20 protein-coding genes are annotated in these 24218 nt (G+C 64.0%); 8 read left to right on the top strand and 12 right to left on the bottom strand.

Going from position 1 to position 24218, the window contains the following annotated elements; all coding sequences use genetic code 11:
• Window positions 1-25: 25 nt before the first annotated feature.
• From CKW39_RS12195 to dinB, 6 genes are all read right to left on the bottom strand, one after another.
• Window positions 26-1879 carry a penicillin-binding protein 2 gene (locus CKW39_RS12195; protein WP_095798390.1) on the bottom strand — a complete coding sequence of 618 codons (1854 nt, stop codon included), beginning with the start codon at window positions 1877-1879 and terminating at the stop codon, window positions 26-28.
• 89 nt (window positions 1880-1968) lie between these two features.
• Window positions 1969-2595, bottom strand: a complete 627-nt coding sequence (locus CKW39_RS12190; RefSeq protein ID WP_254049402.1) for a hypothetical protein — start codon at window positions 2593-2595, stop codon at window positions 1969-1971.
• Window positions 2592-3575 (bottom strand): 16S rRNA (cytosine(1402)-N(4))-methyltransferase RsmH, encoded by a 984-nt coding sequence (gene rsmH / locus CKW39_RS12185; protein WP_095798388.1) that lies wholly within the window; start codon window positions 3573-3575, stop codon window positions 2592-2594. Before rsmH ends, CKW39_RS12190 begins: the two co-directional genes overlap by 4 nt.
• Before the next feature lie 202 nt (window positions 3576-3777).
• Window positions 3778-4209 carry a division/cell wall cluster transcriptional repressor MraZ gene (mraZ, locus tag CKW39_RS12180; protein WP_095798456.1) on the bottom strand — a complete coding sequence of 144 codons (432 nt, stop codon included), beginning with the start codon at window positions 4207-4209 and terminating at the stop codon, window positions 3778-3780.
• Between the two features lie 223 nt (window positions 4210-4432).
• Window positions 4433-4819 (bottom strand): DUF3040 domain-containing protein, encoded by a 387-nt coding sequence (locus CKW39_RS12175; protein WP_095798387.1) that lies wholly within the window; start codon window positions 4817-4819, stop codon window positions 4433-4435.
• 50 nt (window positions 4820-4869) lie between these two features.
• Window positions 4870-6135, bottom strand: coding sequence for a DNA polymerase IV (gene dinB, locus CKW39_RS12170; protein WP_254049401.1), 1266 nt, complete (start codon window positions 6133-6135; stop codon window positions 4870-4872).
• Between the two features lie 230 nt (window positions 6136-6365).
• Between dinB and CKW39_RS12165 the strand changes: the two genes are divergently transcribed.
• A complete protein-coding gene (locus CKW39_RS12165; RefSeq protein ID WP_095798385.1) occupies window positions 6366-7478 on the top strand; it encodes a polyprenyl synthetase family protein in 1113 nt (370 codons plus the stop codon).
• Between the two features lie 2 nt (window positions 7479-7480).
• Here the strand turns inward: CKW39_RS12165 and CKW39_RS12160 are convergent, their stop codons facing one another.
• On the bottom strand, window positions 7481-7873 hold the full coding sequence (locus CKW39_RS12160; protein WP_095798384.1) for an Rv2175c family DNA-binding protein: 393 nt from the start codon (window positions 7871-7873) through the stop codon (window positions 7481-7483).
• 135 nt (window positions 7874-8008) lie between these two features.
• Here CKW39_RS12160 and CKW39_RS12155 point away from each other — a divergent pair, with 135 nt between their 5' ends.
• Both CKW39_RS12155 and pknB read left to right on the top strand, forming a co-directional pair.
• Window positions 8009-9148, top strand: coding sequence for a lytic transglycosylase domain-containing protein (locus CKW39_RS12155; RefSeq protein WP_095798383.1), 1140 nt, complete (start codon window positions 8009-8011; stop codon window positions 9146-9148).
• Entirely contained in the window at window positions 9141-10976 is a 1836-nt protein-coding gene (gene pknB / locus CKW39_RS12150) for a Stk1 family PASTA domain-containing Ser/Thr kinase (protein ID WP_254049400.1), read from the top strand. Before CKW39_RS12155 ends, pknB begins: the two co-directional genes overlap by 8 nt.
• A gap of 90 nt (window positions 10977-11066) precedes the next feature.
• On the opposite strand, the gene CKW39_RS12145 is transcribed toward pknB, so the two are convergent.
• Window positions 11067-12461, bottom strand: coding sequence for a class II 3-deoxy-7-phosphoheptulonate synthase (locus CKW39_RS12145; protein ID WP_254049399.1), 1395 nt, complete (start codon window positions 12459-12461; stop codon window positions 11067-11069).
• 9 nt (window positions 12462-12470) lie between these two features.
• Window positions 12471-13325 (bottom strand): 1-acyl-sn-glycerol-3-phosphate acyltransferase, encoded by an 855-nt coding sequence (locus tag CKW39_RS12140; RefSeq protein WP_095798380.1) that lies wholly within the window; start codon window positions 13323-13325, stop codon window positions 12471-12473.
• Between the two features lie 142 nt (window positions 13326-13467).
• Here CKW39_RS12140 and CKW39_RS12135 point away from each other — a divergent pair, with 142 nt between their 5' ends.
• From CKW39_RS12135 to CKW39_RS12125, 3 genes are all read left to right on the top strand, one after another.
• On the top strand, window positions 13468-14274 hold the full coding sequence (locus CKW39_RS12135) for a carboxylesterase (protein WP_095798379.1): 807 nt from the start codon (window positions 13468-13470) through the stop codon (window positions 14272-14274).
• A complete protein-coding gene (locus CKW39_RS12130) occupies window positions 14271-14693 on the top strand; it encodes a hypothetical protein (protein ID WP_095798378.1) in 423 nt (140 codons plus the stop codon). Before CKW39_RS12135 ends, CKW39_RS12130 begins: the two co-directional genes overlap by 4 nt.
• 100 nt (window positions 14694-14793) lie before the next feature.
• Complete coding sequence (locus CKW39_RS12125) at window positions 14794-16602, top strand: long-chain fatty acid--CoA ligase (RefSeq protein WP_095798377.1); 1809 nt, start codon at window positions 14794-14796, stop codon at window positions 16600-16602.
• Between the two features lie 161 nt (window positions 16603-16763).
• Here the strand turns inward: CKW39_RS12125 and CKW39_RS12120 are convergent, their stop codons facing one another.
• Together CKW39_RS12120 and CKW39_RS12115 are read right to left on the bottom strand one after the other, a co-directional pair.
• The gene (locus CKW39_RS12120) at window positions 16764-18182 is read right to left on the bottom strand and encodes a mycothione reductase (RefSeq protein WP_095798376.1); all 1419 of its coding nucleotides are present in this window, start codon (window positions 18180-18182) and stop codon (window positions 16764-16766) included.
• A gap of 34 nt (window positions 18183-18216) precedes the next feature.
• Window positions 18217-21666, bottom strand: coding sequence for a pyruvate carboxylase (locus tag CKW39_RS12115; protein ID WP_095798375.1), 3450 nt, complete (start codon window positions 21664-21666; stop codon window positions 18217-18219).
• Window positions 21667-21886: 220 nt separating this feature from the next.
• Here CKW39_RS12115 and CKW39_RS12110 point away from each other — a divergent pair, with 220 nt between their 5' ends.
• Both CKW39_RS12110 and CKW39_RS12105 read left to right on the top strand, forming a co-directional pair.
• Window positions 21887-22678 (top strand): ParA family protein, encoded by a 792-nt coding sequence (locus CKW39_RS12110; protein WP_095798374.1) that lies wholly within the window; start codon window positions 21887-21889, stop codon window positions 22676-22678.
• Between the two features lie 56 nt (window positions 22679-22734).
• The gene (locus CKW39_RS12105; RefSeq protein WP_095798373.1) at window positions 22735-23466 is read left to right on the top strand and encodes a dienelactone hydrolase family protein; all 732 of its coding nucleotides are present in this window, start codon (window positions 22735-22737) and stop codon (window positions 23464-23466) included.
• 131 nt (window positions 23467-23597) lie between these two features.
• Here CKW39_RS12105 and CKW39_RS12100 read toward each other — a convergent pair whose 3' ends face one another.
• A complete protein-coding gene (locus CKW39_RS12100; protein ID WP_254049407.1) occupies window positions 23598-24140 on the bottom strand; it encodes a MerR family transcriptional regulator in 543 nt (180 codons plus the stop codon).
• Between the last annotated feature and the right edge of the window lie 78 nt (window positions 24141-24218).

Below are 24218 nucleotides of genomic sequence, written 5' to 3'. Positions count from 1 at the left end.
CGGTAAATAAGGTGGTGCTGCGAGTTTATCCCTGTGATTCTTCCCGAGCCGGTGAGGGCCACGTTTGGTCCAGCGCGTTCGTGGGAGTCACGGAGCGGTCGAGATTGTCCGGAACTTCCTTGGGGATCTCCACGGGATCCGTCGTAGAAGGAGGCACGTTGTAGTGGTGCAGGACCTGTTCCATGATCGTGGAGAAGGTTTCCGTGACGCCAATAGTGTGGACGTCCCCCTCGGGGCGCTGGAGTGTCACGGCCACCAGGTACTGCGGATCTTCCATCGGTGCCACGCCCACGAACGACGTGGTGTAGCCGTCGTAGCCACCCTGGTCGCTGGGCGCCTCCGCGGTACCGGTCTTGCCGCCCACGCGGTAACCGGGAACCGCTGCCTCCTTGGCGCCACCCTCGGTCACCACGGTCTCCATGACGTCCATGGTCTGCTGCGCTGCTTCGGGCGAGACCACTCGCTTGCCTTCCGGCTGTTCGGGAGTGGTGACCGAGCCGTCGGCTTCCTCCGTGGACTCCACGAGGCGAGGTTCGATCAGCACGCCGTCGTTGGCAACCGCCTGGAAGATCGATGCCGTGCGCAGCGGGCTCTGTGAAACGCCCTGGCCGAACAGCACGGTGAATTGCTGGCGGAAATCCCAATCGTCAGCGGGAGCCAGGATGCCGGAGGTCTCACCGGGGAGCTCGATGCCCGTGGACTGGCCAACCCCGAAATCCGCCATGTAATCGTGGCGGGTCTGCTTGTCCATCTTGGAGCCCATGATCACAGTTCCCGTGTTCATGGAATCCGCGATGATCCCGGCCACCGTGCGGTTCTGGGTACCGTGATCAAAGGCGTCCGTGATCTTTTCCGAGTCGATCTGCAGGTGCGGAGGCACCGTGATCTCGGTATCAGGATTGGCAATGCCCTGGTCCATGACGGCGGCGGTGGTCAGGATCTTCTGGGTCGAACCGGGCTCCACCGCGTGTGTCACGGAGCGGACGCCCAGGTCCTCCCCTTCGGCCTCGCCGGGCACGTTGGGGTCAACCGTGGACGAGTCCGCCATCGCCAGGACCTTGCCGGACTTGATGTCCATCACCACGGCGCTGCCCCATTCAGCATTGAGTTCCTCGGCGCGTTCGGACACTGCCTGTTGCGCGAAGTACTGGACGTCGCTGTCCATCGAGAGTTGAACATCAGCGCCGTCCTGCGGTGACTGCAACTCTTGCGGGGCAACGGGAATGCGCACCCCGTCACCGGAAATTTCGTAACGACGCTCGCCGTTCACGCCGCGCAGCTTGTCGTCCTGGGTCTGCTCAATACCGCCAAGGGCCTCGTTGTCGCCGCCCAGGAATCCCACGATGGACCCGCCCACCGCGCCATTGGGGTAGCTGCGTTGGAAGGTCGGTTGACCGAACACGTACGGGAGATTGAGGTCCTGAATCTTGCCGTACTGCTCCGGGGTCACACCACGGGCCACGTAATTGAAGGTCTTGTCGCCGTCCAGGGCGTTCTTGACCTCGGTGTCCGGGAGGCTGAGTGCATCGGCGATCTCGTACACCGCCTGGGTGGGAGTCACCTCTTCGGTGGATTGGTCTTCCTTCACGCGGGTATAGGCCGCCACTGCAGTCTGATCCACCGTGATGTCGTAACGCTGCAGGGTGCGGGCCAGGACTTCACCGTTCGTGTCCTTGATGTCACCGCGTACAGCCGGAATCACCTCTGTTTGGGTGCGGCTCTCCGCCGCGGCTTCCGCGCGACCGGTGGGATCCAGCCCCTGCACCCAGAAGAGCTTTCCCGCGACCACCAACAGCAACGCCAGCAAGAGGGCGATACCCACCTGCGCTCGCGTCCAGCGGGGTCGCCAGGACGCGTTTCCGGTTGCGGGTGATGACACGATGAATCCTCAATTCCTAGCAGTCAGCGTAGCGGGCTACCTCCGAAGGTGCGGCTGTGGTTCCGGCACCGTTGCCGGAAGTGCAAAGTTTACTGGCCGGGCTCGCGCTGTGCAGGCGCCGGGATGGAACCGCCGTTGAGGTTCTCCTTCTCCTGGGCCTTCTGCTGCGCCTTGCGGTCGGCTGCCTTCTTCTCGGCCTCTTCCTTGGCGCGCTTTTCCGCGCGTTCCTCGGCAGCCACGCGGGCGTTCTCCGCTGCTTCGGAGCCCTTCATCTTGGCCGGGGGCACCAGGATGTCCTGGGCGTTCCCCTTTTCTGCCACGCCCGACGCCGCCGCAACGGCACCGGTGCTCAATTCCACGGTTCCCACGTCCTTGGCCTGGACCATGCCCAGGTCGTTGGCGCGTGCGGCGAGGTTCTGGGGAGCGGCGTTGGCTTCGATGTCCTGCGTGAGCGCCTCGTTCTCCTGGGAGAGAGCTCGTTCCTGAATGGTGAGTTCGGTGAGCCGGTACTGACCCGAGGAGATCTGGATGTTGAGGAACAGGATGCCCATCAGCGCGGCCGCGAGGGCAATGGCGCACATCACTACGGTGGAGACTCGGCTGCGACGGACCTGACGCTGCGGGACGACCGACAGCGGCGTGCGCGATTGTTCGGAGCGGAGCTCTTCCTGACGGGTCGATGACGGCGCCGGATGTGACATAGCCGCGCTGCTCATCGTGTACTCCCTGACTTCATGGTGGTGCGAATCTTCTCTACAGCCCGCAACCGAGCCGAGGCCGCTCGGGGGTTGGTTGCGGTTTCCTCGTCGCTGGGCCTCTCAGCTCCGCGAGTTAGAACCTTGAGCGTGGGTTGATGTTCCGGCAATTCCACAGGGAATCCCTTGGGTGCCGTGGACCGCGCTCCACGCGCAAATTCCTGCTTCACAATTTTGTCCTCAAGCGAGTGGTAACTCATAGCGACGACACGCCCGCCGACCCTAATAGTTTTCAACGCGGCAGGAATTGCCCGGGTTAAAACATCAAGCTCTTCATTAACTTCAATGCGTAACGCTTGAAAAGTTTGCTTGGCAGGATGCCCCTTTTTATGTTGCGCACTCATGGGCACGGCGGACTTGACCACGTCCACGAGTTCACCCGTGGTCTTGAGGGGTTTCACGGCGCGCGCGGCGACTATGGCTCGCGCAATGCGCGGGGCAAAGCGTTCCTCTCCCCAATTGCGCAAAATGGTGCGCAATTCATCCTCGCTGTACTCGTTGACGACCGTTTCTGCGGTGAACTCCGCTTGGGAGTCCATGCGCATGTCGAGTGGTGCGTCGAACGAATACGCGAAACCACGCTCGCGTTCGTCCAACTGCAACGAGGAAACACCCAGATCGAAGAGGACACCGTCCACCGCGTCCACACCGGCCACCGCTGCGGCATCGGCGATGTTCTCGTATGTGGTGTGAATGCTCCGGAACCGATCGCCGAAGGGTGCCAATCGGCGCCCCGCGAGTTCAAGTGCCTGCGGATCCCGATCAATCCCCACGACCGTGAGATTCGGGAAGCGTTTGAGCATGGCCTCACTGTGCCCGCCCATTCCCAGGGTGGTATCCAGAACCACTGGTGAGTCAGTTTCGAAGCCGGGTGCAAGAAGGTCCAGACAGCGCTCGAGCAGCACCGGTACGTGGCGCTGCTCTGCTGGTGTGTCCTGCATTCGGGCTCCTGATCTGTTCCGGGTTCAGCCCTGGTTGCTGTCACCCGCGTGTTTGACGGTCCAAGGTCCTCCGCGGTCCGGCTACCAGATCCCCCTCCGCCACTCGCCTCTCGAATCCGGCCTGACTCGGGGGAAGTCGAGTCAGGACGGTGACGTGGGCGGCTGGAGATCTCGTATCCGGTGCGCGTGAGCTGCGGCGAAATCAGAACAGTCCGGGGATCACCTCTTCTTCGGTGTCCGAGAACGCTGCCTCCTTCTCCTCCAGGTACTGCTGCCATGCCTGCGCGTCCCAGATCTCCGCGCGACTTCCCGCACCGATCACGGCGAGCTCCTTACCGAGCCCGGCGTAACTGCGCAGTGACGCGGGGATGGTCACGCGACCTTGTTTGTCCGGAACCTCGTCCGAGGCACCGGACAGAAAAACGCGGATGTAATCCCGAGCCTGCTTGGACGACAGCGGCGCCGCTCGCATTTGTTCGTGCACACGTGCGAATTCCTCTTCACTGAACACATACAGGCAACGCTCTTGCCCACGAGTCAGTACGAGTCCTTCCGCCAGTTCAGCCCGAAACTTGGCCGGGAGGATCAGCCGGGCCTTTTCATCAAGGCGCGGTGAGTATGTTCCGAGAAACATCTCCACCACCTTGATTTGGGGGTCCTGCTGCACCCTCGTTCCTCTACCGCGCTCCACTTTACTCCACTTACCTCCACCGTCAACGCAGCTACTCCACTTCCCCGTGTTTCCAGGGAACCTGTCCCGCTCCTGACAGGTTTGAGGCAAAGAAAAACTCCCCGGTCAGCGACCGAGGAGCTAGAAATGAAGTTGTGGGGAGGAAAGTGGGGGAAAAGTGGAGGGACTAGTTTCCGCCACCCTGATTGCGCTGGTCCCACTTCTGTTCGAGGTTCTGCAAGAAGCCGGAGGAGGATTTGGGGCTGCCGCTCTTCTTGGGTCCGGCGGAGCTGGATCCTGCGCGCTCCCCCTTGGCCGGGATGATGGCGACGTACACGCCGACCCCCATGACGATGAAGCCCAGCACACCCAGGAGAATCAGATTGGTGGCGACACCGGCGAGGACAATACCCAGACCGACCACGGCAATCACCACGCCGAGCACCACGTTGCGCTTGGAACCACGCCCACGAGTGGGTTCAGGCTGCATGGTGGAAGCGAAGCGCGGATCTTCTTGGTGCAGTTGCTTTTCAAGCTGCGCCAGAAGTTGCTGTTCGTGCTCGGAAAGGGGCACGATTCCTCCTGCGTGTAGAGATGAAGATGACCGCGAAACCCAAATGATCATCACGTGTTATCAAGGATATCCCCTGCGGACCGGTTTGGCACGGTGGGATCAAGGAGCTTGGCGGGCCTGACCACTCCCGGACCGAAGCGACTGTGAACTCGGTCCATGGCCTGCTCAGCGGCCCCCCATTCTTCCTCGCGGCCGTCCAGACTGAGCTGCAAAGCGTAGTCCGCGGCCGCCAGTTTTTCAGCGCGAACTCCCAGCAACCTTACCGATTGTTTTCTGGGTCCGAGGTGGTCCAGGAGCGCTGCCGACTCCGTGTACAGGTCATGGGCGGACGTGATCGGGTGATTCAGAGTCCGCGAGCGCGAAATGGTCGAGAAGTCCGAGTACCGCAGCTTGAGACCCACCCGTTCAGCGCGCAATCCGTGTCGGCGCAATCGGGCGGCCGTGTCGTGGGACAGGCCCAGCAGAACCCGCTTGAGTTGGGCGGTGTCCGAGATGTCCTTGTCGAAGGTCCGCTCTGCGCCCAGGCTCTTTTCCTCGCGCACGGGGGTGACGGGACGTGGATCGTGGCCGTTGGCCAGCTGGTGCAAGTGGTGGCCGGCGGCGTCACCCACTAGCGATCGCAGCCTGGTGACGGGTGTCCGAGCGATGTCTCCCACCGTGCTCAGCCCGGCACCCTTAAGGATGGCCGCGGTGCGTTTACCCACTCCCCACAGCTTGGTGACGGGCAATTGGGCCAGAAAAGCCAGGGTGTGCTGCGGCTCCACGATGAGAAGCCCGTTGGGCTTGCAGTAGGCGGAGGCAATCTTGGCCACGGTCTTGGTTTCGGCCACCCCCACCGAAGCGGTCAGGCCGGTGCTGTTCTCGATCTCGGCACGGATGCGCCGAGCAATCACTGCGGGCGGCCCCAACCGGCGGATGGCGCTCGAGACATCCAAAAAGGCCTCGTCCACGCTGAGCTGCTCCACGCGGTCGGTGATGTCCCGGAACATGCCCATGACCAGACCCGAATAATAGGTGTAGTCCTCCCGGTGTGGTTCCAGCACCACGGCGTGCGGGCACGCCGCGCGCGCTTGTACGAGCGGCATGGCGGAGTTCACACCGAACTTCCGCGCTTCGTACGAGGCCGACAACACCACGGACCGCGGACCCAATCCGGCCACGATCACCGGTTTCCCTCGGTGCTGGGGTGTCCGCAGCAATTCGACACCCACGTAGAACATGTCCATGTCCACGTGCAGGATGGCGCAGCGGCGGTACTTCTCGAGTTGTTCAGGAGAGGGCCCGCGGGTGGGCCGGGTTACCGGACTGTCGTTCACCGAAAACCATCCCTCCCAGTGACTCGTGCTGGTCATTCAACGGCCACACAGTGGCCTCATTCCGTGAAAGCGCTCTGCGCGGCCAGCAATTCTTCTTCCGTTGCCCCCAGCCTAGGCACGGGCACCGACACGTTCAGAGCGGTTGTCATCCCGTTAGGCTGGAGCGGTGCTCCTGGCCACCGGTGGGAGCAGCATCAACCACATCACCAGGACAACGAGGTGCCCGCCGTATGACCGAGACGCCAGACCCCGCAGCCGCAGCAGGTGCCGAGGATGCACAGTTCTCGCGGGCGCTCAACGATCTATTGGCTGAATTCTTCTCGGTGGAACGCGAGCGCGTCTCACAGATTTCCCAGGACGCCCCTCGGTTGGTGGATTCCATCGAGCGGCTCACGTCCGGCGGCAAGCGGTTACGAGCCAGGTTGAGTTATTGGGGTTGGCGCGCCGCGGGTGGCGAAACACTCGCGCCCGCCATTGTGCGGGCGGCGGCGTCGCTCGAACTGTTCCAGTCCGCTGCCCTCATTCATGACGACATCTTGGACCGTTCGGACACCCGCCGTGGGCAACCCAGCGTGCATCGGGACTTCGAACGGGTACACACGCAAAAAGGCTGGCGCGACGACGCCGCCCACTTCGGGATCAGCGCGGCCGTCCTGACCGGTGACATGAGCCTGTCCTTTGCCGAGCAGCTGTTCGCCCAGGCCTCCACATTGCTCCCCCGGGACTACGAACGTGCCGGCCGCGCGATCTTCGACACGATGCGCACCGAGGTCATGGTGGGTCAGTACCTGGACGTGCACGCGGAGGTCGCCCCCACGCCCGAAGATCCCGAAGAACAACTGACTCGCGCCATGGCGGTGTTGCGTTACAAATCGGCCAAGTACTCGGTGGAACACCCCGTGCGGATAGGTGCCGCCCTGGCCGGTACGGATGAGGATTTCTTGGCTCATTGTTCGGCGTTCGCGTTGCCGGTGGGTGAGGCGTTCCAATTGCGGGATGACGTTCTGGGAGTGTTCGGCAACCCTGAAACGACCGGCAAACCCGCCGGCGACGACATCCGCGAAGGCAAGCGCACCGCACTCGTCGCATTGTGTGCCAAAGGCGGGTCAGCAGAAGACATCGAATGGTTGGACTCCACCCTGGGCCGCAGTGACCTCACGGAGGACGAGATCCAGCGCGCGCGCACGCTCATGGAGACCAGTGGGGCGCTGGGACACACCGAGGACCTGATCGGCGAACTCGTCACCACCGCGGACCACCAGCTCGCGACACTCCCGACGAACGAGGTCGCCCGCGCCGGGCTGCGCGCACTCGCGGATGCCGCGGTGCGGCGCAGCCGGTAGAGTTACCAGCCCAAGGCTTGGGCGCGGCGTCGTACTTCGGTCTTGCGACCTTCGCGCAGTGCGTCCACCGGTCGACCCGGCAGCGACTCGTCCGCGGTGAACAACCAGCGGATGGCCTCGGCATCCGTGTAGCGGGCGTCCCGCAGCACGGCAATGGTGCCCTTGAGAGCGTTGAGCGGCTGACCTTCGGCCATGAACCCCGCAGGGACCACGCGAATACCGTCGGAGGGGCGGCGGACTTCCAGGAACTCACCCTGATCCATCATGCGGTGCACCTTGGTGATCTGGATGTCCAAGGCTTCCGCGATGTCCGGCAGGTAGGTCCACTCCCCCACCAGGGAGTCGAGTTCGGCAAAGGTTTCGGCGCTGATATCGGATGAAGGATTCACGGACAATACTTTGCCACGGTTGGCCGTTGCGGTCAGTTCTTCAACTCGCTCAGTCGGGTCGGGTACTCTGGTCACGCTGTCACGGCTCGCGTGAGTCGGTGGCCTTCCCCTCACTCTCGTACTTAGGCAGGAAGCACGAACATGCCGGTTGAGCCGCCAGAAGATCGCCCGTCCGCTCGTTCCACGTGGGCCCGTCGAGCCACCAAAGGTTCGGCAGTCACCGCACTTGCCGCCCTGTCAGCACTCGGAACCCTGGGCACGGCACACGCGCAGTCGCCCGTGACACCCCAGAACACCGGCACCTCCCAGCACGCCCAGGCACCGGGTGAGATCACCGTGGCCGCCGGCGATTCGGTCTGGTCGCTGGCCACCAAGCACGGCGTCACGGTCACCGAGTTGATGAAGGCGAACAAGATTCCCGCCCACGCCATGGTGCGCCCGGGCGACCGCCTCGCGATTCCGGGTCAACAGGACAAGGCCTCGGAGACCAAGCCCGCCCAGACCGAGCCCGCCGAGAACCCGGAGCCCAAGGCACCGACCGCTCGCCACACCATCGCCTCCGGTGATACCATCTGGGACCTCGCGGCCAAGCACGGGGTCAGCGTGCTCGAACTCCAGCAGGCCAACGGCCTCACCGCGTCCTCGCTGCTCCGTCCGGGACAGGCCCTCAAGATTCCCGGCTCTCAGGCCGCACCCAAGGCCGACGACGCCGCTCACGCGCCCGCCGCGGCGTCGGCACCCGAACCCGCACCCAAGACCAAGGCGCCGGCGGCGCCGAAGGCGACCCCGATGCCCGCCGTGGGCGATACATTCGCCGGTCGGACCTACCCCCAGCACGTGGTGGATTCCGCGAACAAGCACCACGCCGAACTGCAGCGGCGCGACCTGCCGAGCCAGCAGGCAGTGCAGTCGATGATCCGCGAGACCGCGGAATCCATGGGTGTGGACCCCAAGCTCGCGCTGGCCCATGCGGCCCAGGAGTCGGGTTTCCAGCAGGGCGTGGTCTCCCCCGCCGATGCCGTGGGAACCATGCAGGTCATCCCGTCCGCCGGCGAGTGGGCTTCCAGTCTGGTCGGACGCGACCTGGACCTGCTGGACACGCAGGACAACATCACCGCTGGTGTGGCCATCATCAAGGAACTCCAGGACAAGGCGCCGTCCAAGCACATGGGCATCGGGGCTTACTATCAGGGTCTGCACGGCGTGAAGACCTATGGTTTGTTCTCGGACACCAAGGACTACGTACGAGCGATTACCGCTCAGGAAAAGCGATTTGCCTGATCATTCCCCCCACGATCACCTGACCGGCACGCTGCTGGACCACCGATACCGGATCCAGCGGCGATTGGCCACGGGCGGAACGGCCTCCGTGTACGTGGGGCTGGACGAGCGTCTCGACCGACCGGTGGCGCTCAAGATCATTCACCCGCACTTCGCCGACGATCCCAAGTTCGTGGAGCGCGCCCAGCGCGAGGCCAAGGCCGCCGCACGCTTGCATCACCCGAATGTCGTGGCGGTGCTCGACCAGGGCCAGACCGCTGACGGCGTGGTCTACCTGGTGCTCGAATACGTGGACGGCCCCACCCTGCGTCACGTGATCGCCCGCGAGTCCCCCATGACGGCCCGTCGCACTCTGGACCTGCTCGTCCCGGTACTGCGCGGCCTGGCGCAGGCTCACCGCTCGGGCATGGTCCACCGGGACATCAAACCCGAGAACGTCCTGCTGACCACCGGCGGTGACGTCAAGGTCGCAGACTTCGGCCTGATGCGCGCCGTGGACGAACACACCTCCACGAGCACCATCCTGGGCACGGTCGCGTACGCCGCCCCGGAGCTCGTGGGCCACGAACCCGTGGATCAACGCTGCGATGTCTACGCGCTGGGCATCATGGCTTACGAAATGCTCACCGGGTCACGCCCCTATACGGGCACTGCCCTTCAAGTCGCCAACGCTCACGTCAGCCGCGACGTCCCCGCGCCGAGTCGCATCTCCTCCGGCATCCCGGGCAGTTTGGACGAGTTCGTGCTGCGCTGCACCGCCCGCAATCCGGACGCCCGTCCCGCCGACGCCGCCGCCCTCCTGGATCTGGCCCTCGCCATTCATCGGTCGTTGCCGGCCGTGAATGATCCGGTGTCGCTGAATCAGGCAACCCATGTGATTCCTGCTTCCGATGAGACGCAATCATTGCCGCAGTCCGGTCAGGCGCATTTTTCGGGAGATGCAGAAACCACGGTGCTGTCGGCTCAGCCGCAGGATTCACGGTCGACCGAGCCGATCTCTAGTTCTGGGGTTCGGAATGCGGCCACGCGCGCGATTCCCGCTTCCGGAATTCTGCCGACCTACGATCTGGACGCCACCCAGACCGTGGCCATCACCGCCGCCGGATCCACCGCACACCGGACCCCGGAGCAGCCGCGCGTCACACTCAACCCGCAGCCCTCGCCGCTGCAGCTGGCGATCGGTTCCGTGGTATTCGTACTCCTGTTGGCTTTGGCCGGTTTCCTGGGGTGGTGGCTCGCCTCCGGCCCGGGAATGGCGGCCAGTACCGTGCCGGATGTATCCGGTGTCCCCGTGGCCAACGCCGAACGCACGCTCAGCGCGGCGGGGATCAGCAATGTGGGTGTGCACACGATGACCAATGCCCAGATTCCAGCGGGTTCGGTAATCGGCACGGACCCCGATGAGTCCGCACGTGTTCACGGTATCGAACAAGTGGTGTTGTTGGTCTCCGAGGGCCCCGCACAGCTGGACGTGCCGATGTTCGAGGGGATGACCCTGGACGAGGCCCGCAATGCGATCAGCCAGGCCGGCTTCACCGTGGGCGGTGTGCAGACCCAGTACTCGGATCAGCCGGACGGAACGGTGTTGCAGCAACAACCATCGCAGGGTTCCAAGGCCGAGGAAGGGACAGCGGTGGACCTTACCGTGGCCACGGACAGCCCGCCGGACCAGGTCCCGAACGTGGTGGGCCAGAACGTCGATTCAGCCAGGGAATCGCTCGAAGAACTCGGTTTCACGGTTGAGGTGAACCGTCCCGTGGGCTCGACACTGGACCGCGTGGTTCATCAGCGCGAGGACGGCGACACGGTGATCCTCACGGTGTTGTGAGTCTGTACCCATCACGTAGGACGGCGGCACCGCTGGATGACGTCCATGACAGGAATCATTCAGCGGTGCCGCATTCGTGGTTCTAAGGGATCAGTTCTGCTTGGAGAGGTACTCCGCTACGAGGAACGCGATCTCAAGGGACTGCATGTGGTTCAGGCGCGGATCACACAGGGTCTCGTAGCGCTCCGCGAAGGAGGACTCGTTGACCGGGTCCGAACCGCCCAGGCACTCCGCGACGTCGTCGCCGGTCATTTCCACGTGAATGCCGCCGGGGAAGGTACCCAGGGCCTGATGCACCTCGAAGAAGCCGCGGACCTCGTCCACCACGTCGTCGAAGTTGCGGGTCTTGTAGCCGGAGGGCAGGGAGACCGTGTTGCCGTGCATGGGGTCAGTGACCCACACGGGCTTGGCCCCGGAACCCTCGACCGCCTGGATGATGGCCGGGAGCTTCTCGCGGATGTTCTTGGCACCCATGCGAATGATGAACGTGAGACGGCCCGGTTCGCGATTCGGATCCAGGGCGTCGATCAAGCGCAGTGCGTCCTCGCCCGTGGTGGACGGGCCGAGCTTCACGCCGATCGGGTTGCGCAAGCGCGAGAGCAAGTCCACGTGAGCGCCGTCGAGCTCGCGGGTGCGCTCACCGATCCACAGGAAGTGGCCGGACGTGCCGTAGGGCAGGTGCGTGCGGGAATCGATGCGGGTCAGAGCGCGCTCGTAATCGAGCAGCAGCGCCTCGTGACCGGCGAAGAACTCGGTGGTCTTGAGCGCATCGAAGTCAGCGCCGCAGGCCGCCATGAACTTCACGGCGTGATCGATTTCTCGAGCCATGGACTCGTACCGGGCGTAGGCGGGGTTGGCCGCGAAGCCCATGTTCCATGCATGCACGCGGCGCAGGTCCGCGAAACCACCGGTGGTGAAGGCGCGGATCAGGTTCAGCGTGGACGCGGACGTGTGGTAGCCGCGCAGCATGCGGTTGGGATCGTGGACGCGGGAGGACTCGTTGAAGTCGAACCCGTTGACCATCTCACCGCGGAAGGTGGGCAGGGTCTGATCACCGCGGGTCTCGAGGTTGGACGAACGCGGTTTGGAGAACTGTCCCGCCATACGGCCCATCTTGACCACGGGCAACGAGGCGCCGTAGGTCAGGACGACGGCCATCTGCAGGAGGGTCTGGACACGACCGGAGATCTTGTCAGCGGTAGCGCCCGCGAACGTCTCGGCGCAGTCACCACCCTGTAGGAAGAAGGCCTCGCCCGCGGCCACGGAGGCCAGGCGCTCACGCAGCAGGTCCACCTCGCCCGCGAAGACCAGCGGCGGAACGGCGTTGAGCTCTTCGATGGTGGAGGCGAAGTCCGGGTGCTCCGCCCACTGCGGGTGCTGACCAATGGTCCGATTGCGCCATTCGTCCAGGCCGGGATAGTTGGCGGCACTGGGCGAAGGGGTGGTCATGGCGCGTGATTGTTCAGACTGAGTTACAGAGGTCATTACCCCAGTCTAGGCGTTTCGGTCCGAGGACTGGTCATCGTTTCCATCATGTGAACGCCCCGGGAATTTGGAACCGAGCTGCTCCGCCTGCTGCGTGACGGATGCGGACACGGATCGACCCTTTTCCCGTGCCGATTCGGCAGCGTCCTTGACCTGGGTCCGGAACTGTTCGCGCTTCTGCTCCGCCAGTTCCTTCTTGTAGTTGGCCGCGTACACATCCGCGGTTTCCTGACCGGAGAGTTCCTGGATCGCGGCCATGATCTTGTCGGTAACCTCACGCATTACTGCGTGATCACCGTGCTGACCCTTGAGGTGGGAGAAGTCCAGGGGCTTACCGAAGATGGTGGTGACCTTGGCTTTGCGAGGGTCAGGAAACTTGGAACCGAGGGGCTGGATCTTGTCCGTACCCACCATGGCGATCGGGACCACGGGAGCACCGGTTTCCAGGGCCAAGCGCGCCACACCGATCTTGCCGCGGTACAGACGACCGTCCGGCGAGCGCGTGCCCTCCGGGTAGATGCCCAGCAGTTTGCCGTCCTGCAGGGCCTGACCGCCGGCGCTCAGGGCCTTGGCACTGGCCTTACCGCCGTTACGGTCCATGGGGATCTGATTGATGGCACGGAAGAAGGCGCCCACGATCTTGCCCTTGACGCCCGGCCCCGTGAAGTACTCGGACTTGGCCAGGAAGTACACCTGGCGGGGCACGGCCACCGGCATGAACACGGAATCGGAGATCGACAGGTGGTTGCTCGCCAAGATCGCCGCGCCCTGCGACGGGACGTTCTCCAGACCGATGGCCTTGGGGCGGTACACCGTGTTCACTACGGGGCCCACCACGTAACGCTTGAGGAACATGTACACCATGACTCGGATCCTTCCGGAAAGCTTCTGTTGCCCTGTTGACCGCGGCTTCGAACGGGTTTGATATGCGCGGATCAGCAGTGCGCGTATCGGATTCCCCGCTGGATTCTCTCACGACAATTGCTCGGACTGGCACAATGGCGCCATGAGCTTCGATCCCGCCACACACGGCCATCAATTCTTCCCGGGTTCCGCGTCCGTGGGCGTGCTGGTACTGCATGGTTTCACCTCCACGACCGCCTCGGTCATCGAGTGGGCGCGCGCCATTCACCAAGCCGACGACGCCGCCGGCCGCCACCCGTCCGTGTCCGTTCCGTTGCTGCCCGGTCACGGCACCACGTGGGAAGACCTGGCCAAGGAGAGCTGGCACGCGTGGCGTGACGCCGTGGATGAGGAGTACTGGGCATTACGCTCCCGGCACGAGCACGTGGTGGTGTGCGGCCTGTCGATGGGCGGCGCGTTGGCGGTTCAGCTGGCCGCACGATATCCGGTGGCAGGTCTTCTGAAGGTGAACCCCGCACTGGCTCTGACGAATCGCGCGGCCGCGTACAGCCACGTTGTCAAGCACGTGGTGCCTTCGGTTCCGGGGATCGGTAGCGACATTAACCGGCCTTCCAAGGGTGAGACCACCTACGACCGCACACCCGTGGCCGCCGTAGCGCAACTCAATATCCTGATTCGCCAGGCGATCAAGACCCTGCCCGCCGTTACAGCGCCGGCCATCGTGTTCCGTTCGACGACAGACCGGATTGTGGCCGACGCCTCTGTTGACCTGATCCGCGAGCGCAGCGCGGGCCCGGTGGAGGTCATTGCGCTGCCCAACAGTTTTCACGTGGCCACCATGGACTACGACCAGGGCTTGGTGGAGACGGCCTCCCGCCATGCGGTGCAGAACCTCATGCGGGGCTTTGGTCTGACGGTCGAGACGGGCCGAGCGGCGGCGTCGGCGTGAGCAAACGAGACCCCGAGGATCCCCAGCCGGACGACGATTTCCGCCGCATCATCGAGGGCAACGACTGGGAGAACGTGCCCCGCGACGATGAGGACGCCGAGCCGTGGGCGGACGAGATTCCATGGGAACCGGCGGAGCAACCCGCGACCGAAGTGCCGCTCGAACTCTTCGAATCCGAGGAGGACGAGTCCTACAACCCCGATCCCGGTGACATCACCCGCGGCGTGAGCGCCAAGATGGTGCGGGCCGTTACGGTGATCCTGGCGGTCCTCGTGATCATGATCGGCTTGGCTGCGCTGCCGGGCCCGCTGCCCACGGTGGTGTGGGCTGCAGGTGTCGCCGGAGTGATCGGTGGCCTGTACCTCGTGTATCGCGCCCTGCCCGAAGATCCCCGCGATGACGACGGCGCGGTGGTCTGAATGAATGTGCCGCTTCAAAGGTGGACACGTCCATAAATGCCACATCATGACCTGGATCACACAGTAGGCTGGCTCCATATCTCCACGAAGAAGGTGCTAAATGAGACGCGTGAGCGTACCCCCCGTAGTTGACCCGCTTCCGCACAACAGCGTGGCCGAGATCCTGGCCCGCCAAGCGAGCGAGAACCCGGACATCGTCCTGTACACGATCCTCCATGAAGGCAAGGAACGCGATGTAACGGCGCGTCAGTTCCGCGAAGAAGTCATTGCCGTGGCACGAGGCCTGGCCGCCCGGGGTATTCAGCCCGGGGACCGCGTAGGCATCCTGAGCCGCACGCGCTACGAGTGGTCGCTCGTGGACTTCGCCCTGTGGTGGGTGGGCGCGGTTCCCGTGCCCGTGTACGACACGTCCTCCCCGGATCAGATCGCCTGGATCCTGTCGGACTCCGAGTCCAAGGCGATCTTCGTCGAAACCGATGAGCTCGCGGAGCGCGTCGAGGCGGCCGCCGCCATCACGCCGTTCGCAGCGTCCTCACGGATCTGTGTCTTCGACACTGCCGATCCCAAGTCGTCCTTGGAAACCTTCATTGCCGAAGGTGCCGACCGGACCGATTTGGAGGACCCGCACGACGGTGATTCTCTGGATCGGACCGCCACCATCATTTACACCTCGGGTACTACCGGGCCGCCCAAGGGTTGCGAGCTCACGCACCGAAACTTTATTGGGTGCTCGGCCAACACGATTCCCGTTGCGTCTGAGGTGATCTATCCCGGTGCCCGCACGCTGATGTTCCTTCCGCTGGCTCACGTGTTCGCACGTTTCGTGGAAGTCGTCGCGGTGGACGCCGGTGTCACCCTGGCGCACACCCCGGACGTCTCCGGACTGATGGAGGACCTGGGTCGCTTCAAACCCACGTTCATCCTTGCCGTACCGCGCGTGTTCGAGAAGATCTTCGTGGGCGCGCGCCTGAAGGCTGCCGCTGCGTCCCCGGTCAAGAAGTTGATCTTCGCCCGTGCCGTCGCAGTGGCGGTCGAGTGGTCCAAGGCTTCGCAGGCGGGCAAGGTTTCGCCGTTGCTCGAGGCTCAGCATCGTCTGTACGACAAGCTCGTCTACTCCACGCTGCGCAACGCCATGGGTGGCGACGTGCGCTATGCGGTATCCGGAGGTGCACTCCTGGGTGCGCGCCTGGGGCACTTCTTCAACGGCATCGGCGTGTACGTGGTGGAGGGTTACGGTCTGACCGAGACCACCGCACCCATCTCCGCGAACTTCCCGAGCATCAACCGCCTGGGTACCGTGGGCCACCCGATCCCGGGCCATGAGATCGCCATCGCTCACGACGGCGAGATCCTGGTGCGCGGCAACAACGTGTTCCACGCGTACCACGGCATGCCGGACAAGACCGCAGAAAGCTTCATCGACGGTTGGTTCGCCACCGGTGACCTGGGTGTCCTCGACGAAGAAGGCATCCTCACCGTGACCGGTCGCAAGAAGGAAATCATCGTGACGGCTGCGGGCAAGAACGTGGTCCCCAATACCCTGGAGGATCCCATCCGAGCTTCGGCCACCGTGGGTCAGATCATCGTGCTGGGCGACAACAGGTCATTCATTTCCGCGCTCATCACGTTGGACCCGGACACCCTGCCCAAGATCCTGCCGACCCTGGGCCTGGACTCCTCGCTCACACCCGCTCAGGCGGCCAAGGAGCCGGCAGTCATCGACCACGTACAGAAGATCGTGGACCACGCCAACGCCAAGGTGTCCCGCGCCGAGAGCATCCGTAAGTTCACCATCCTGGATCGTGACTTCACCATCGAGGACGGTTATCTGACGCCCTCCATGAAGCTCAAGCGCCCCAAGGTCATTGAGGACTTCTCGGACGAGATTGAGGCGATCTACGCCAAGTAAGTCTTGGCGCATAGCTCACCATGACAGAGCGGGGCCCTGCGGATCAGTGATCCACCGGGCCCCGCTCTGTCATGGCCCTGCCACGTGGCGACACCGAGTGGCTTGCTTACATCGCGACCTGTCCCAACCGCCGGCGAGAATCAACTATCGGTCGATGACGCTCAGCGTTGCTCCGGCACGTCCAGCCCTAGCAGCGCGTTCTCGACCACTTCGGCCAGTGCCGGGTGAATCCAGTACTGACCGCGAGCCATTTCGTGGGCCGTCTGACCGAAGGACATGGCCTGGATGAGCGGCTGAATCAAGTTGGACGAGTCCTTACCGATCAAGTGCGCGCCCAGCAGCAATCCGGTCTTCCTGTCCGCAATCAGTTTGCAGATTCCCACGGAGTCCTCCATGGCCCAGCCGTAGGCAACATCGCCGAAGTTCTGTTCCTTGACGGTGATGCCCGTGTCGTTCTGCTCGGCCCAGACGCGTGCCTGTTCCTCCGTCATACCCACAGTGGCGATCTGTGGCTCGGTGAACACCGCGGAGGGCACGAACCGGTGATCGGTTGCACGCAGGTCATCGGGGTGGACCACGTTGTGCGAAACCGTGCGCGCCTCCGCGTTGGCCACGTGCTTGAGCTGGTACGGAGAGCAGATATCGCCCAGAGCCCAGAGGCCTTCAACGGGTTGATCATCGCTGAGCACGCGCTGGTACTCGTCCACGGCCAACAGACCGGAATCGTAGACATCCAGGTTTGCCGCCTCCGGATTCAGTGTGTCCGAGTTGGGCACGCGGCCGGTGGCCACGAGCACCACGTCCGCCGTACCTTCCCAGGTCTCCAGGGATTCGTCCGACGCCGCCGCGGTCACCGTGAGCTTGCCGTCCGGGGTCTGCTCGATGCCGGTGATGGAACGGTTCAGTTGCAGGTCCCATTGCAGGGCGGCCTCGCGCTTGAAGCGCTCGGCAATCGTGTGGTCGTGTTGGCGCAAAAGTCGTTCGGACCGGTTGAGTTGGGTGACCTTGGATCCCAGCCCGTTGAACACGTGGCAGAACTCGGCGGCAATATAGCCACCGCCCACCACGATGATCGACTCGGGCAACTCGTCCAGGCGCATCACGGTGTCCGAGGTGTGCACGCCAGGAAGATCAATACCGGGAACGTCCGGGAGCTGAACCCTGGAGCCGTTCGCCAGGACAATCTGGGGCGCGGTGATCTGCTCCCCCGATTCCGTTTCCAACACCTTGGGCGCCACGAAGTGCACGTATTCCTGGATCACGGTCACGTTGTCCAGGGATTTTCGGTAGGTCAGACCCCCGTTGGCGATGGCGTCGATGCGGCTGAAAATCCGATCCCGCATGGCCTGCCAATCCACGGAGTCCCTGGATGCGTGCACCCCGAGACGGGAAGCATCCAGAGCCTCACGGGCCACCGTGGCCGGGTACACGTACATCTTGGTGGGGATGCACCCCACGTTGAGGCACGTGCCACCAAAAGTACCCGGTTCCACGATGGCCACGTCCAGATTGTGGTACTCCTCCGTGAGGATGGAATTACCGGAGCCAGAGCCAACAATGATGAGATCGAATTCGCGCATGGATCCCATCCTAAATAGCTTGGCAAATCAGCGATCAGGCGGGGTCGATCACCAGCACCAAGTCGCCGCCGCTCACCTGCGCCACGTCCCTCAAAGCCACGCGGGACACGGTTCCGCCGGTGGGCGTGGTGATGGAGGCTTCCATTTTCATGGCTTCGATGGTGGCCACCGCCTGACCCGGCTCCACGGTGTCGCCCTCGGCAACCGTGACCGTGACGGCCCCGGCAAACGGCGCAGCCACGTGACCCGGATTGGCGGAATCGGCCTTCTCGAGCTCCACGGAGTCCGTCTTGACGGAGTTGTCCCGGATTTCCAGCAGGCGCAGCTGGCCGTTCAGTGTGACCATCACGGTGCGCATGCCCTTGTCGTCCGGCTCCGAAATCGCCTGCAGGGTTACGAGCAGCCGCACTCCCTTGCCCAACGAGATCACGTGCTCGAAGTCCTGGCGCAGACCGTAGAGGAAGTCACGCGTGTGCAGCACGGACAGGTCTCCGTACTTGACCTGTGAGGCCTCGAACTCCTTGGTCGGCGCGGCGAACAGCAACCGGTTCAGCGTGGCCCGGCGGACCTCACCCGGCTGGTTCAATCCTTCCTGGTCCTCATCGCTCAGTTCCTTGTCGCCCAGGGTCACGTTGCGACCCTTGAGTGCCTTGGAACGGAACGGCTCGGGCCAGCCCGCGGGCGGGGTTCCGAGTTCACCGGCCAGGAAGTTGATCACGGAGTCCGGGATGTCGAACTTGTTGGGGTTGGACTCGAACTCGGCCGGGTCCACGTCCATACCCACGAGCTGCAGCGCCAGGTCACCCACGACCTTGGAGGACGGGGTCACCTTGACCAGGTGGCCCAGCATCTTGTCCGCGGCGTAGTACATGTCCTCGATGGCCTCGAACTTCTCCCCCAGGCCCAGTGCAATCGCCTGCTGACGCAGGTTGGAGAGCTGGCCACCCGGAATCTCGTGACGGTACACGCGACCCGTGGGGCTGTTGAGTCCCGACTCGAAAGGCTTGTAGATCCCACGCACGACTTCCCAGTACGGCTCCAAGTCGCTCACGGCGTCCAGGCCCAGGTTGGTGTCGCGCTCGGTGTTCTCGAGGGCGGCCACCAACGCGGAGGCCGAAACCTGCGACGTCGTACCCGCCATCGAAGCCGAGGCGACGTCCACGGCGTCGACACCCGCTTCCGAAGCGGCCATCAACGTGGCCAACTGGCCGCCCGCGGTGTCGTGGGTGTGCAGGTGCAGCGGGAGGTCGAAGCGTTCGCGCAGTGCGGTGACCAGCTTGCGGGCGGCCTCCGGACGCAGCAGTCCGGCCATGTCCTTGATCGCCAGGATGTGGGCGCCCGCATCCACGCACTTCTGCGCCAGATCCAGGTAGTAGTCGAGGGTGTAGACCTCTTCGTTGGGATCCAGGAGATTACCCGTGTAACACAGGGCGACTTCCGCCACAGCAGTTCCGGTCTCCCGGACGGCCTCGATCGCGGGGCGCATTTGCTCCACATCGTTGAGTGCGTCGAAGATCCGGAAAATGTCCACGCCAGTCTCGGCGGCCTCGGCGACGAACGCGTTGGTCACTTCGGCCGGATACGGCGTGTAGCCCACGGTATTGCGACCGCGCAGCAGCATTTGGATGGGGATGTTGGGCATGGCCTCGCGCAGGCGGCGCAGGCGATCCCAGGGGTCCTCACCCAAGAAGCGCAGAGCGACGTCGTAGGTGGCACCGCCCCAGGCCTCGACCGAGAAGAGGCCCGGCAGCGTGTGAGCGTAGGCGGGTGCGGCCGCGAGCAGGTCGCGGGTACGTACACGAGTTGCCAACAGTGACTGGTGAGCGTCACGGAAGGTGGTGGACGTGACGGCCAGCGGCTTGTACTCGCGCAGTTCCTGGGCGAAACCCTCCGGGCCCTTCTCCTGAAGCACCTGACGCCAACCGGCCGGGGGTTCGTGGCTCGACGCGCCGTCGAAGGGGCTGCGGTAGGGCTCGTCCGACTTGTCGCCGGGGTAGTGCGGGAGCTTGGTGCGCGGGTCGATCCCGTCCACGCGATCACCGTTGGGCTTGTTGACCGTGACTTCGGCCAGGTAGGTCAACGCACGCGTCGCACGGTCCGCGGAGGTCTTGCCCTTCAGCAGTTCGGGGTGATTCTCGATGAAGTCCGTGGCCACGTCCCCGGCGATGAAATCGGGGTCGTCCAGCACGGACTGCAAGAACTGAATATTGGTCGCGATACCGCGAATTCGGAACTCCGCCAGAGCACGGCGCGCGCGGTGAACGGCGGTCGTGTAATCAATGCCGCGACACGTGAGCTTCACGAGCATCGAATCGAAGTGCGGCGAGATCTCGGCGCCGGCGTAGAGCGTACCGCCGTCCAGTCGGACACCCGCGCCACCGGCGGAACGGTAGGCCGACACCTTGCCGACGTCCGGGCGGAATTCGTTGGCCGGATCCTCCGTGGTGATACGGCACTGCAGGGCCGCGCCGCGAACGCGCAGGTTGTCCTGGCTGATCCCCAGGTCCGCCAGCGTCTCGCCTGCGGCGATGCGCAACTGCGCCTGCACCAGGTCGATGTCCGTGACTTCCTCGGTCACGGTGTGCTCCACCTGGATGCGCGGGTTCATTTCGATGAACACGTGCTCACCGGCGCGCTCACCGGCGGTGTCCACGAGGAACTCCACGGTTCCGGCGTTGACGTATCCCAATTCCTTGGCGAACTTCACGGCGTCGCGGTGCAAGGCCTGGCGGATGTCCTCGTCCAGATTGGGCGCCGGGGCGATCTCGATAACCTTCTGGTGGCGACGCTGGAGTGAGCAGTCACGTTCGAACAGGTGCACCACATTGCCCTCGTTGTCCGCGAGGATCTGCACTTCGATGTGCCGGGGGCGCAGCACGGCCTGCTCAATGAAAACGGTGGGATCTCCGAACGCGGTATCCGCTTCGCGCATGGCCGAGTCAAGGGCACCTGGCAGGTCCTTGGACGTCTCCACACGGCGCATACCGCGACCGCCACCACCGGCGACGGCCTTGACGAACAGCGGGTAGCCGATCTTCTCGGCCTCTTCGATCAGGGCCTCCCTGTCCGCCGAAGGTTCCGTCGATTGCAACGTGGGGATACCCGCGCGCTTCGCTGCGCGCAGGGCCTCGACCTTGTTGCCCGCAAGTTCCAGGATGTCCGCCTTGGGCCCGACAAATTTAATGCCCGCGGCATCAGCGGCGCGGGCAAGATCGGGGTTCTCGGACAGGAAGCCGTAACCGGGGTAAATGGCATCAGCGCCGGATTCTTTGGCAACTCGAACGATCTCATCGACGTCCAAGTAGGCGCGCACAGGATGGCCCTCTTGGCCGATGGGGTACGCCTCGTCAGACTTCTGACGGTGGATGGAATTGCGGTCTTCATGCGGGAACACAGCCACGGTTTTCGCGCCGAGTTCATATGCGGCACGAAATGCACGGATAGCGATTTCGCCGCGATTAGCCACCAGGATTTTGGAGAACATGTACTGCCGTTCCGCACCCCCGGACCAGTGGGCCTCAAAGGGCGCTGCGTTAGAAAGCGAACTAGCTGTCTCAGCATACGTGAGACCTACATCATACCTATGGACTGACCACACCATGTAAGGGAACTGGTCAATCTGTGACGAAAAGACTATGGGTCCAGCCGTTAGCATGGACAGGGTTGTGTCCCGGTGACCGGGGCACCGTACGGGAGAGGTCGAAGTGCAGATCGTCAGCATCAGCAGCCTTAAAGGCGGCGTGGGTAAATCATCGGTAACTCTGGGCCTGGCTTCGGCGGCCTTGGAAGCGGGCATCCCCAGCCTGGTCATCGATCTGGACCCCCACGCGGATGCTTCGACGGCCCTGGGCGTGCACGCCCAACCCTCCCGAGACATCGGTTCGCTTCTCCGCAAGCCCAAAAAGGGCGCTGTGTCCAAGATCACAGTGCAGTCTTCGTGGACCGAGCACCCGATCACGCCCGAGTCCTACCCCCGGACCACCCTGGACGTAGCACCGGGCTCCGCCGCGTCCTCCCACCTGGACCGCTCCGGCTTCACGGTCAAGGATCTCAAGCGCCTCGAAACCGTGATCCAGGGCGTGGACAAGTACGAGTTGGTGCTCATCGACTGCCCGCCGAGCCTCACCGCGCTGACGCGCATGGCCTGGGCCGCTTCACACAAGGTGCTCTCCGTAGCCGAGCCGTCACTGTTCTCCGTGGCCGGTACCAAGCGTACGATGACCGCACTGGCCCAGTTCGAGGGTTCCAAGCTCTGGGCCGTACCCGCCGCAGGTGTGATCGTGAACCGGGCTCGCGACGATTTCTCCGAACACGCGCACCGCATCAGTGAACTCCACGAGTTGTTCGGTGAGCTCTTGGTACAACCGACCCTCCCGGATGCTCCCGTCATGCAGCAGGTTCAAGGTGCGGCATGGCCCGTGCACAGGTGGCCCGGCGAACAAGCAGCGGTCCTGGCCGAGCGATTCAGCACCATCCTGACCGGCCTACTCAAGTAGTCACCGGCTCGCCACAGACTCGGCGCCGGTCGGGAACATTTCCGAAAGGTGCCATCATGCACTTCACGTCTCAACACCGTCTCGACGGCGGAATCGTCGAACGAGAGTTCAACCATCACGGGATCCCTGGCATCTTGTGGATACCGGCTTCCTCCTCGGCGCCCGTTCCGCTGATCCTGCTCGGTCACCCCGGTGGCTTACCGGGAATGTACCCCCGGCTGCTCGGAAGGGCCCGGCGTAGCGCCGCAGATGGCTTTGCTTCGGCCACCATCGAGCTGCCTGGGGGCGGGGGTCGGCCACAAGAGCTTGCCATCGAGGCCGCCCGCAGCGATCTGGTGCACGCATTGAAAGCCGGGGAACCGGTGTCCGAGGACATTATTGACCGGCTCATCCTGCCACTTGTCGAGCAGGCCGTTCCGGAATGGCAATTGACGATGGATGCGCTGCTATCGCTGCCGGAGATCGACGGGCCCGTGGGCTACTCGGGTGGCGTGCTTGCCCTGGGTGTTCGGCTCGCCGTGGTCGAACCACGGATCACGGCCGCCGGCCTGTTCGCCGGCAGCTTCGTGCCGACCTCGACACTCGAGGAAGCCCGCCGGGTCACCGTTCCGGTTCATGTTCTGCTGCAGTGGGACGATGAAGGCAATGATCGGCAGCAAGCACTGGAGCTGTTCGACGCCCTGGGCTCCGCCCAGAAGACCCTTCAGGCCAATATGGGCGGCCACACTGGCGTGCCTTCTTTCGCCGCCGACGACGCCGCTCGATTCTTCGCCCGACACCTCACCTGAGGCTCCTACGCCCGCCACATGCCGCGCCGTCGAACCCGCCGCCAGCTGGCACCCTCACAACCGCCGCCCACGACGAACGCCGCCACGAACCCATGGGTTCATAGCGGCGTTCAAAATCTCGATCGTCGGCGTCAGCCGGCATTCTGCTTACGGCGGCGGGCCCGTCGGGCGGAGAGCTCGTCCTCCGGGAACTCTTCGGCGGCGTCGTCGGCGGTGACGCCGGTGTGCTCGGAAGGCATCGACGCCAAGGCGCCCTCGATCTCGCGCCAGACGCGGCCCACCGCAATACCGAAGACACCCTGACCGCCCTGAACCAGGTCAATGACCTCGTGGGGTGAGGTGCATTCGTACACGCTGGCGCCGTCGGACATCAAGGTCAATTGCGTGAGGTCTTCGATCCCGCGCAGGCGCAGAGCACCCACCGCGGAACGAATCTGCTGCAGGGAGACGCCGGTGTCCAGGAGTCGTTTGACGACCTTGAGAACCAAGATGTCGCGGAAGGAGTAGAGCCGCTGGGAACCGGAACCCTTGGCGCCGCGCACCGTGGGCTCGACCAGACCGGTGCGTGCCCAGTAGTCCAGCTGTCGGTAGGTGATGCCGGCGGCCTTGCAGGCCGTAGGCCCGCGGAATCCGACGGTCTCGTCAAAACTGACCAGATCTTCGTCGAAGAGCATCCCCTGTGTTCCGCCCGTGAGGGAGGTCTGGAGCGGATCTGCTGCGTCCAGCGGCAGGTTTCCGTGGCTCACATATCC

The organism is Kocuria sp. WRN011 (genome assembly GCF_002295155.1).
Taxonomy (GTDB): Bacteria; Actinomycetota; Actinomycetes; order Actinomycetales; family Micrococcaceae; genus Kocuria; species Kocuria carniphila.
The sequence above is the reverse complement of the archived record's forward strand: the minus strand, read 5'-3'. Positions and strand labels throughout refer to the sequence as shown.

Excerpts from the sequence above, each read along its gene's own strand:
- mraZ (WP_095798456.1), bottom strand. The coding sequence starts at position 4,209 with ATGTTTCTCGGAACATACTCACCGCGCCTTGATGAAAAGGCCCGGCTG.
- CKW39_RS12140 (WP_095798380.1), bottom strand. The coding sequence starts at position 13,325 with ATGGTGTACATGTTCCTCAAGCGTTACGTGGTGGGCCCCGTAGTGAAC.
- CKW39_RS12120 (WP_095798376.1), bottom strand. The coding sequence starts at position 18,182 with ATGCGCGAATTCGATCTCATCATTGTTGGCTCTGGCTCCGGTAATTCC.
- CKW39_RS12115 (WP_095798375.1), bottom strand. The coding sequence starts at position 21,666 with ATGTTCTCCAAAATCCTGGTGGCTAATCGCGGCGAAATCGCTATCCGT.
- CKW39_RS12100 (WP_254049407.1), bottom strand. The coding sequence starts at position 24,140 with ATGCTCTTCGACGAAGATCTGGTCAGTTTTGACGAGACCGTCGGATTC.
- rsmH (WP_095798388.1), bottom strand. The coding sequence starts at position 3,575 with ATGCAGGACACACCAGCAGAGCAGCGCCACGTACCGGTGCTGCTCGAG.
- CKW39_RS12190 (WP_254049402.1), bottom strand. The coding sequence starts at position 2,595 with ATGAGCAGCGCGGCTATGTCACATCCGGCGCCGTCATCGACCCGTCAG.
- CKW39_RS12155 (WP_095798383.1), top strand. The coding sequence starts at position 8,009 with ATGCCGGTTGAGCCGCCAGAAGATCGCCCGTCCGCTCGTTCCACGTGG.
- CKW39_RS12145 (WP_254049399.1), bottom strand. The coding sequence starts at position 12,461 with ATGACCTCTGTAACTCAGTCTGAACAATCACGCGCCATGACCACCCCT.
- CKW39_RS12105 (WP_095798373.1), top strand. The coding sequence starts at position 22,735 with ATGCACTTCACGTCTCAACACCGTCTCGACGGCGGAATCGTCGAACGA.
- CKW39_RS12125 (WP_095798377.1), top strand. The coding sequence starts at position 14,794 with ATGAGACGCGTGAGCGTACCCCCCGTAGTTGACCCGCTTCCGCACAAC.
- CKW39_RS12165 (WP_095798385.1), top strand. The coding sequence starts at position 6,366 with ATGACCGAGACGCCAGACCCCGCAGCCGCAGCAGGTGCCGAGGATGCA.
- CKW39_RS12135 (WP_095798379.1), top strand. The coding sequence starts at position 13,468 with ATGAGCTTCGATCCCGCCACACACGGCCATCAATTCTTCCCGGGTTCC.